Origin of the sequence: uncultured Virgibacillus sp. (assembly GCF_947495635.1) — a bacterium.
Taxonomy (GTDB): Bacteria; Bacillota; Bacilli; order Bacillales; family Amphibacillaceae; genus Virgibacillus; species Virgibacillus salarius.
On record NZ_CANMAB010000124.1, the window covers coordinates 1 to 10,823 of the forward strand.

Genomic DNA, 10,823 nt, shown 5'->3' on the forward strand with positions numbered 1-10,823 from the left:
ATTCTCTTTGAATGATATAAAGTAAACGGGAGAAAAACGGAGTAATTCTGAGATAATTTTAATTTATAGAGGGAGGGAGCATTATTAACTTTCATATTCAGCAACTTTAAAAGGAGATGATGTTAGAATGCTTTCGTATTCCAACACTTGATAATTAATCTAGAGGTCTTCTAAAAGGAAGAAACATGAAATGCAGAATCACTTTATTACGAATGTCAAAATCATCAAATAACTGCTTGACTAAACTACTCACAGCTTCTTCCGTTGCATAACCTCTTCCTGAATCTTCGAGAGAAAAAGCAGTATCCTTAAATATTGTTTATATTTCTAATGGATAATTCGCTAAAAGTAGTTTTAAATTTTTAGAACTGTTTTCCGTTCTCTTACTAAAGCTTTAGGAGATCGTTTTTTTGTTGTGATTAAATCAACCTTGCCGTCAAATTAAACCAACTGATATCTTTATGCATATTTCTGTATAACTAGCCATGAATAAGAAAACAATACATGTGAAAGTAATGAATAGGGGGTACATATGAAGTTTTCTCGATTACAAATATTTCTATTGCTAATTATGTTTATTGGTATTTCTAATCATGTTATTTTGCTACCCCATTTGTTAGAAGTTTCTAAAAGAGATGCTTGGATAGCATCGATTATTGCTTATTTTATCATCATTATTTGGGCACTTTTTCTAAGAAGAATTATAAATAAATTGAAACATAAGCATTTACAAAAATGGTTAAATGAACGTACAGGTAAACTAATTTCAACCATTATTATTATCTCCATTTCTATATATATTTTACTAATTGCAATTATAGCGTTTAATGATTTGATTAATACGGTTCAAATATATTTCCTACCGAGTACATCCATTTGGATTATAGCTATTCCTTTTATCATTATTTGTGTATGGGCAGCTTCTGCAAATTTAAAAACGATTGTGTATTCTGCTTTGTTATTACTACCCTTTGTCATAGTTTTAGGCTATTTTGTTGCTATTGCAACATTCGCTGAGAAAGATTATTCTTATCTTTTTCCTATATTTACGGAAGGAGTGGGGCCAGTAATACAAGGAATCATGATGGTGTTAGGAGCTAATGTTGATTTTATCATTCTTTTTTTACTCCAAGACCAGATGAAAAAGCAATATTCCTATTTTGGTTTGCTTAGTCTAATAGCTGTATTAACCATCCTTATTCTCGGGCCAACATTAGGCTCGATAGCCTCTTTTGGTCCTGAAGTTGCTTCACAAATGAGATTTCCTGCTTTCGAACAATGGCGGTTAGTATCCATTGGACAGCATGTGTCTCATCTAGATTATTTTGCAGTGTTTCAGTTACTAAGCGGTGTGTTTATAAGACTATCGTTATGCATTTATGTACTTTGGAATATTTGGAATAACTCATCTTCCAAATTGAAGTGGACGATTATTGGAATCATTATTATGACATTAATAGTTGTAACGATACCGGAAAATAGCGATGTTTGGATACAAAAGATTACACAGAATTATTTTTATTATGGGGCACTAATTTTTGGAGTTTACTTGACGACTATCTTAGTACTCATCGGGATCTTCTCTAATAAAGGAGAGAATACAAACTCATGACAAAATATACAACGCAACAAATAACTAAAAAATTACACAGTGGTACATTACGTATCGACCAGCTACAAGATTTCTTCTCTGTTCATGCAGATGTAGAATATATACCTCATGATGAAGCTGCAATTGGTTCTTTTTACTTCAATGGAATGGTTGATTCTGTACAATTAAATGAGTATTATAATCAAATAGTTACAGCTATTTTGAAAGACAATATTCATAAAAATAATGAAGAATTACCACCTCTTTTTGTTATCGACGGCTTTGATGACGTCATTTCGAAAATCCTATCTGGTTATTTCATTCTTTATAAAGTAGGAGAAAACGTTGTATATGCAGTAAATATTGCAAAGATCCCTCAACGTAATCCAGAAGAGTCAAACACAGAACTATCTGTAAAAGGGCCAAAAGACGGCTTTACCGAGGAAGTAAATGTTAATATCGCATTGATTCGGAAGCGTTTAAAAACAGAGCGTTTATATAATGAATCATTCGAGTTAGGATCCATTAGTAAAACAAAAACATCACTTGTTTATATACATAATAAGGCAAATATGCAGGTGATTAAAGAAGTACGTCAGCGATTAAATAATATAAAGGTAGAAAGTATTTTAAGCAGTGGTCAATTAGAACAATGGGTTTCTGATAGAACGTTCTCATTATTTCCGTTATTTGATAATATTGCACGACCAGATTTTGCTGTGGAGTGTCTCTTAAGAGGGAGATTTATCATCATTATTGATGGTTCGCCATTAATCCTGATTGGACCAATTAATTTATTTGAATTGCTAAAGTCTCCAGAGGATGTCCACTTTCCCTATCATATTGTCGCGTTTCAACGGGTGGTTAGACTGATTGGTCTGTTGTTAGCTATTTTGTTACCTGGTTTTTGGATCGCTATCGCGTCCGTTAATATTGATCTTCTCCCTTTTAACCTTTTAGCGACAGTCGTAGAGGCTAGAGGTGGTATGCCATTACCATTTATATTGGAATTCTTATTCTTGTTAGTATTATTTGAAATCCTTAGAGAAGCTGGGGTACGGATGCCAAAGCCTGTCGGCCAAACAATTGCGATCGTTGGTGGTATTATTATTGGGGATGCACTAATTCGTGCAGGACTTGCTTCTGCAACACTAATTGTTGTAATTGCACTTTCCACACTATGTACGTATACACTAGTTAATCAATCATTAATTGGAACAGTAAGTATATTACGAGTATATATGATATTAATTTCAGGTTTTTTAGGAATATACGGATTTTTACTAGGATTATTAAGTATTGTGGTCTATTTGACACGTTTAGAATCTTTTTCCTTATCGTATCTTGAACCGGTTGTTACATTAAGTTTTAAAGAATTTCTGGATGCGTTATTAATAAACCCTTTTAAACGCCGGAATAATTCAGCACAGATGCTTCAGAAACGGAGAAGATAATATGCGACAAATGGTTATCATCCCCCTTTTCTTCTTTTTAATAGTAATTACAGGCTGTAGTGATGTAAAAGAAATTCAACAAATGAATTATGCTACAGCCATTGGTGTAGATTACAAGGATGATAAATATATTGCTTATGTACAGATGGTTAGTTTAAGTAGTTTATCCAATACCGAAGGAGCTACCGCTACAGCGCCTGATGTTTATGTATCAAAAACAGCAGCGAAAACATTTAATGATGCCCTGTTTGAATTGTATAATACGGCGCAGGAAAAAATTATTTGGTCCCATGTTACAAGTATCTTGCTGGGAGAATCGGCTATTAAGCATGGATTTAAAAGCATCTTCGATGGTGTAATTCGGTATAACGAATTCCGATTAACGCCTTGGGTGTTTGCTACAAAAGAAGATATCAATGATATACTCTCTACCCAAGGGTTTTTTAATCAAGGTTCATTAGAGACTATCTTGCATAATCCTGTTGAAATATATAAACAAAATTCGTTATTTCGACCGTTTGAATTACATCATTTTGCTAGAGAAGTATATGAACCAGCTTTAACTACCTATATTCCTTCACTTGCTATCAATCATACACAATGGAAGAAAAATAATAAAGATGATGCCAAGTTAATGTATGATGGGGCATTTTTTATGAAGAATGATACATTTAAAGGATTCTTTGAATTGCAGGAATTAAAGGGATTACGTTGGATTACGCCAGAAATGGATCGTACATCCGTCTTAATATCTAATAATAAAAAGGATGATCAATTACTAGTAGTAATCGAAGATTTAAAATCCGAAGTGACAGACAGTATGAAAGCAGGCAAGCCAAGATTTGATGTGCATGTTGAAGTAGAAGGTTATGTTACGAACCAAAATAAGGACTCAACTATTATTACGAATAAAGTGATTAATACTACAAAAGATGCCATTAAGAATCAAATAAAAGCTTTATTTGAGCTAGGTAAAGAGAAAGAAACCGATTTCTTACGTTTAGAGAATCTATTATATCGCGACCAACATAAATATTGGAAGAACTTAGTTAATAAGGATTCTTTTTTTACGGAGGATGGAATATTAGATGAAATACAAGTCGATTTAGTTTTGAGACATGCTGGAGCTGGAAAAAATAATTAATTAGTAATATTAAGGAGAAAAGCTTTCACTTAACAATGCTAACTATAGCAGCATTTGCTTGATGAATGGAAAGCAAATGAGCCTGTAGAAGACTAGGGGTACTACTGGGGTATACTTCTAAAGCTAGTATCTTTTAGGTATTAGTTGCTTCTTGATTGCGTATTATATCGTATAAGGCTTTGCCATCACTAGCGTGTTTTTTGCTATATTGTATAGGAATTAGCGCAAAAAATACTGAAAAATAACCAAATTAATAACAGACTTGTGTGCCCAGTGAGATATTCACTAGTATGAGATAAATGAGCAGCAGCAGGAACCGATATTGAAGATATTTCTTCCTGTATGGACAAGGAGGTGCGTAAAGAGATTGTCAATTCTTAAGGCTTTATAATGACAAAGGCGTCTAGAAAATGGATTCTATTTACTCGAATCGATCTATATTTAAATAATTCTTTACCTCTACCAAGTATCAATACTGACCTTCCAATAAATATTCTTGCCATTGTATAATGACCAAGCTGATGAATAAAACTCACGATTAGTAATAATACAAAGAAGACCCACAACACAGTCTCAAAATCATCCCATACAAATAGTGTATCAACTCTAATTATGCTTTTTATCGTATAACCCTTTTTACTATCATTAAAGCCTTTGTTAGAAAAGTAATGCGAAAAACAGAGTGGAGTTGAATATGTGAAAAGCATAAGCTTGATTTTAAGCTTATGCTACCTCAAGTAACTTATAAATTAAAAATAGTTCCCATTAATGAATAAATAATGACGGTAGAAAATAGTACAGTCATATAAATAAGTGAAAATAAAAACATCGATTTTGCCCATTTCTCCGAATCCATTTTGTGGTAACCGATAATGCTGAGTGACAACCAAGAAAGACTTAGCAGCAGAGCTACTAACTGTAAGCCTAGACTAAGTGTACCAAGTAAGAAGCTGGTTGCTACCACGACGACTAAATAAATATTTGTTTGAATATAGGTTCTCCGAATCCCTTTAACTACCGGAAGCATAGGAACTCTTGCAGCTTGATATTCTTTATGCTTGCGAATAGCAATGGCATAAAAATGTGGCATTTGCCAGATAATGGATATGATAAACAAGCCAATAATTGCAGGGTGAGTAATATCCGGATATATAGCTGCCCAACCGATCAGCGGCGGCATCGCACCTGAAATACTACCAATTTCGGTGTTGTAAACAGTTCTACGCTTACTCCACATTGTATAGGGTACTGCATAAAAGAATAAGCCTAAAAAGCCCAGTACTCCTGCCAGTGGTGTTGCTAGTACAAGGGTGAATATGCCAACCAAAGACATCAAAATTCCAAGACATAAAACATAGGTTGGTTTAATTCTTCCAGTTACTGTTGGCCTATTTTTGGTCCTTTCCATGATTTCATCAATGTCTCGATCATACAAGTTATTAAAAGCACCAGCTGCACCAATAACGAGGCTCGTTCCAACAAAAGCAAATAGAATTTCGGGTAATTTTTCATAGAGGCTATATTGATAGGTATAAATAGCTAAAAATAACCCTGCAAACATTGGGATTAGATTGGATTTAATAATGCCGGTCTTTACAGTCTGTGCAAGAGCATTTACTAAGGATTGATTTTCATGCATTTGATTTTCTTTTTTCTTCATGTGACCATCTCGCTTTCTTACCCTTTCATTTTAACAAATATAGTCACATAAATAGTTAAAATGTGTTTTCTTCACATAATGGACATTATTTCATACCATATATATCTACTGCCTTATTCTCAATAACAGAAGAATTATTTTGATGATAGAATATAAGCAATGACAATCATTTTACTTAGGTATTTTGAAAGTAACAGTTGTACCCATATAAGGCGTACTTTGAATATCTAAGCCTACTCCATATAATTGTTTAAATCGTCGATTAGTATTCGCTAGTCCAATCCCACGTCCGCTTCCATAAACCCATTCATCACTTAGAATTTGCTTTACTTTTTGTTGATCCATTCCGACACCATCATCGATGATGGTAATACTATAATAAGTGTTATGTTCTACTATTTGAATACGAATTGTACCGCCCTCTACTTGCTTTAGGATACCATGTCTAACAGCATTCTCTACGATTGGCTGGATGGATAGCGGAGGAATTTGTATTGGAATGTTATCTTTGATCTCCCAGGAAACATGTAGTCTATCTCCAAAGCGTTCCTTTTCAATAAATAAATACGAGCGTGCTAAATCAAGTTCATCCTCAAGAGGAATAAGCGCATTTTTATTCGTCATATCAAAGCTTCTTCGCAAGTAATTACTAAATTCTTCAAGCAGTTTTATCATTCTCTTCGTATCAATCTCAGCTAAGGAAGCAATTGTATTCAGTGTGTTAAATAAAAAGTGTGGTTGTATTTGTGCTTGAAGCCAAGCAGCTTCCATCCGAAGTTGTGCATGGACGGATGCTTTTAGACTTGTTAAAACATCAACACGAGCTTTTAACTCTAAGGCATCTATTGGTTTTGCAACATAATCATTAGCACCTGATTGAAATCCAGTATAAATATCTTCTAATTGATTCCGTGCTGTTAACAGCAAAATAGGTAGCTCCGAAATGGAGAATTGCTTTCGGATAATCTTGGTTAATTCATAGCCAGACATCGTTGGCATCATTACATCTGCGATAATTAAATCCAATTCTCTTGAATGGATATGTAATAATGCTTCTTTACCGCTAGTGGCAGTAATCATGTCATAATATGGACTAAGTACGTTGTGTAAAATACGTAAATTAATCGGGTCATCATCGACCATAAGTATACGTGCTTGGTTTCTATTTTCTCTTGTAGCGGATACCTCCGTCTCTGCCTCATCTATTGGATAAAAGTTATGAACATGTTCATCAGTAGCTGGTACTATCTTATTTTCCTCTACATTTGTTGCGTTGTCTGCTATTGGGAGTGTAAAAGAGAATGTAGAACCCTTACCAATAACTGATTGAACAGACATGGTCCCACCATGTAATTCTACTAATTGTTTACAAACACTGAGTCCCAAACCAATTCCGCCGTTATCTTTCATATTTCCTTGGTTATATGGCTTGAAGATATTTTGTTGCGTCTCTTCACTTATCCCTATACCGGTATCTCTAATATGAATGGTTGCAATCTTATTTTCATAAGAGGCGTCTATCGTAACACTTCCTTCATTCGTGTATTTAACCGCATTATGAACAAGGTTAAAGATTATTTGTAGCAATCGATTTTCATCTGCATATACCTCTGGAAACGAGGGGGAAATGTTTAATCGTAATTGTAAATTTTTATTTTCTGTCATATAAGTTATCATATCAAGAATAACAGCAGCTACGGAGTGCAGGTTTACTCTTTTCTTATTTAATGTAATATATTGATCTTGTAATCGAGAGATATCAAGGATGTCGTTGAGGGTAAAGGTCATTCGTTGCCCTATTTGTATGAGTAGGTGTAAGCTTTCTTTATTTTTAGCTGATAAAGAAGCAGACCCATTACGTAAAATAGTTTGGGCAATATTAATAATTCCATGAAGCGGATTTCGTAATTCATGGGAGGTATTTGCTAGAAATTCATCTTTCTTTTTATCTGCGTTAAGCAGTTCAGCTTTTTGCTTCTCATTCAAATGAGCCATACGGATATGACGTTTGAATAAGAATAAAGCAATGGTAATGATTGAGATAAGAAAGTCGAATGGGTAATACGGCATATCAATTAAATTCATATTTACAATATTTCCCCATATTAATACATTTGATGTGTAGCTGGTTACAAATAATAGAATAAAGATGGCATCTGCCTTTCCTCTTCTGATTGTTTTAATCGTTTGTGAGAATAAGAAGTAGAAAGCAATTAGGAAAAAGATCATCATTCCAAAATTAATAAAAACAAAAAAGTCAATAGGAACTACCACTAAGCTGACAGATAGAGTGAAATAAATTACTAGAAGTGATGTAAATAAACGGCTTTTTACACGGTATAATGATTTTACAAATGCTAATAATGCCAATAACGTACTAATAAATAATATGGATAGAAGCTTTTGATACCATTCAATAGGAATTGGTAGCTCCAAAACGATATTATCATCAATTAAGTTAGTAAATGCTGCTAAGATTAGCATTAGTCCATAAAAGAGAAGTTCTTTTTGTGCTTTCCCTTTTCTCCCCAAGAGAAATAAACAAATGGCGTACATGCTATGTAATAAATAAATGATAAAAATAGTTACTTGAAAAGCGATTGATCCGCTTTCCAGCTTATTAATAGCCTGATCCGTACCAAACTGAATCGCGTTCGTAATACCACCTTCAAAAGGAATTTGGTAATTTGATATATGAATCAATAGCTCCATTTCGTTCGTATTATTTGTATGGAAGATAGTAGAGAAAGGTCCGTTTTTTTGTACATGCTGTTCCTTGCTTTTAGTAGGGTGATTAGATGCTGCTACGAGTTTATCGTCGATGTATACATTAGCCGCAGTTGTGATATCTTTTATGCGGATTCCGTATAACGATTGCTCATTCTCTGGAAGAATAATTTTTAAGCGAAACGTACCGTATCCATAGGATGTTTGTTTATCTTTGGTTTGATTCCATTCACCTTTCCAATTGCCTGGTACATTTATATAATTGGTAGCCTTCCATTGCTGTAATGGCGTTAGAAATTGGTTAGGATAGAATTCCCATTCTCCATTGAGTGTGATGGTTTGGTCATCCTTGAAATCCCAAGTACTTAGGTCAATGACTCCGTTTTTCGCCTGCGGGTGCTCGGGTGGTTGATGGTACAGGAGCCAGCCAATCCGTAAACAACTCAACAGTATGAGAAAAACACTAATAATAATAAATATCTTTGGAATAGACATCTGTTTCTTATTACGCATGTTTTGTCACAGTCCTTTAAATTAATATGCTCTACTCTAACTTATTTATCATTTCTATTCAATGATATATTTTTATGGTAGATAACAAAGGCTAGGTCATTCATTCCTTTAGAAATCAGTAAAAAGATATAGAACATCCTAATTCTGTTCGAATAAATAGTTCAATGATTAATATTGCAAGCTTAGTTGTATTAGGTTTCCGATTTTCTTCATAAATAGTATGTAGCTATTTCTTAAGTAAAATGCTACGTATAAATCCAATCTTTTGACCTCTACTAATTTTATAGATAGACTACGAGTTAAATACCTTATATAGTACAATCGATTCATACTTAAATGGGAGTAGGGAGGATATATGGGTGAAAGCGATTCTTGTAGACGATGAACAAATGGCAGTAGATTTTTTGGAACATCTTCTTAAGAAAAATAGTGATATCGATGTTATTGATAAACTAACTAACCCGCTAATGGTAAGAAAAAAGGTTCAACAGCTACATCCAGATGTTGTTTTTTTAGATATAGAAATGCCACAGGTAGATGGTCTGGAATTAGCTGAACAATTACTATCCAGTCATCCATTTTTACAAATCGTTTTTGTTACTGCATATAATCAGCATGCGGTAAGAGCATTTGAAATAAATGCACTAGATTATCTTTTAAAGCCTTTTTCGATACAACGTTTAAACAAAACCGTAGAACGTCTTGTGGCAAAAGTTAATGGTGAATCTAAATCTATGTCTTCTAATAACTCATTAAATAATACGCTACAGATAAATGTATGTGGGAGCTTATCACTCACAACTAGCCATGGGGAAAAGGAAGTTATTTCATGGCGAACCTTGAAGGCGAAGGAATTATTTCTATATCTATTGCACAACAAAGAAAAGCTAGTTCAGAAGTCCTTTTTAATCGAGTTACTCTGGCCAGACTTAGACCCTGAAAAAGCTTATGCCCAATTATATACAGCTGTTTACCATGTAAGAAATGTCTTAAAGAAATATCCAAGCAATTTTAAGATTATAAATACCAAGGAAGGGTATACCCTATCTACGCAAAATATCACGATAGATATCCAGCTATGGAAGGAAAAACTAGAACTAGCACCTCCTATGACTATAAATTCGATTGATAGATATGTTGAGATTATGGATTTGTATAAAGGTTCTTATTTAGAAGAACATGGTTATTGGTGGGCAGAAAATCATCAATTGCAGCTTGAACAAGTTTGGTTGGATTATGCATTAAAAATTGCTTATTTTTATTGGAAGGAGCAGTCGTATCAGGAGGCGAAAAAATGGTTTAAAAAAGTTTGTGATAGCCATCCAGAGAACGAAGAAGCTCATTTTATTTTACTGAAGATTTATGCTACAACGAATGACTCGATTAATGTTGAGAGGCATTATCAGAATTTAAAAGAATTTTTACATACAGAATTTGGAACGAAGCCTCATACAGACATTCGTAATTGGTACAGTCAATGGAAAAAATATAATTAAATAGTTTAGAAAAGCCATGGTGGATCACTTATCCAGCATGGTTTTTTTATAAGTTAAGAAAGTATAAATCAGTGCAATGACTGCGTTAAGCCGAGTAGTTATTTTGAAATGGTCGATGTATATTGGCAATGCTCCGACGAATTACTTCGCTTTCCGCGGGTGCGGCCTCAACTAACTTTGCAAAGAAGAACACGTTGCAAAGTGGATTTTCGGCTCGCGCTAATCCCGCAGGAGTCTA

Annotated in this window: 6 protein-coding genes; 4 read left to right on the forward strand and 2 right to left on the reverse strand. The window is 34.0% G+C overall.

The genetic code is table 11. The features are described from left to right. Window positions 1-532 precede the first annotated feature (532 nt). Genes Q1A47_RS18490 through Q1A47_RS18500 form a run of 3 tightly spaced genes read left to right on the forward strand, consistent with a single transcriptional unit; the run spans window position 533 to window position 4,189 of the window. Complete coding sequence (locus tag Q1A47_RS18490; protein WP_166529746.1) at window positions 533-1,612, forward strand: endospore germination permease; 1,080 nt, start codon at window positions 533-535, stop codon at window positions 1,610-1,612. Further along, window positions 1,609-3,045 carry a spore germination protein gene (locus Q1A47_RS18495; protein ID WP_026681617.1) on the forward strand — a complete coding sequence of 479 codons (1,437 nt, stop codon included), beginning with the start codon at window positions 1,609-1,611 and terminating at the stop codon, window positions 3,043-3,045. The genes Q1A47_RS18490 and Q1A47_RS18495 overlap by 4 nt, the downstream gene beginning before the upstream one ends. A 1-nt stretch (window position 3,046) precedes the next feature. Then, the gene (locus Q1A47_RS18500; protein ID WP_166529747.1) at window positions 3,047-4,189 is read left to right on the forward strand and encodes a Ger(x)C family spore germination protein; all 1,143 of its coding nucleotides are present in this window, start codon (window positions 3,047-3,049) and stop codon (window positions 4,187-4,189) included. A gap of 742 nt (window positions 4,190-4,931) precedes the next feature. Here Q1A47_RS18500 and cyoE read toward each other — a convergent pair. Both cyoE and Q1A47_RS18510 read right to left on the reverse strand, forming a co-directional pair. After that, entirely contained in the window at window positions 4,932-5,849 is a 918-nt protein-coding gene (gene cyoE, locus Q1A47_RS18505) for a heme o synthase (RefSeq protein WP_026681614.1), read from the reverse strand. 171 nt (window positions 5,850-6,020) lie between these two features. Beyond that, entirely contained in the window at window positions 6,021-9,089 is a 3,069-nt protein-coding gene (locus Q1A47_RS18510) for an ATP-binding protein (protein ID WP_166529748.1), read from the reverse strand. 359 nt (window positions 9,090-9,448) lie between these two features. Here Q1A47_RS18510 and Q1A47_RS18515 point away from each other — a divergent pair, with 359 nt between their 5' ends. Then, complete coding sequence (locus tag Q1A47_RS18515; protein WP_166529749.1) at window positions 9,449-10,585, forward strand: response regulator; 1,137 nt, start codon at window positions 9,449-9,451, stop codon at window positions 10,583-10,585. Window positions 10,586-10,823: the final 238 nt, after the last annotated feature.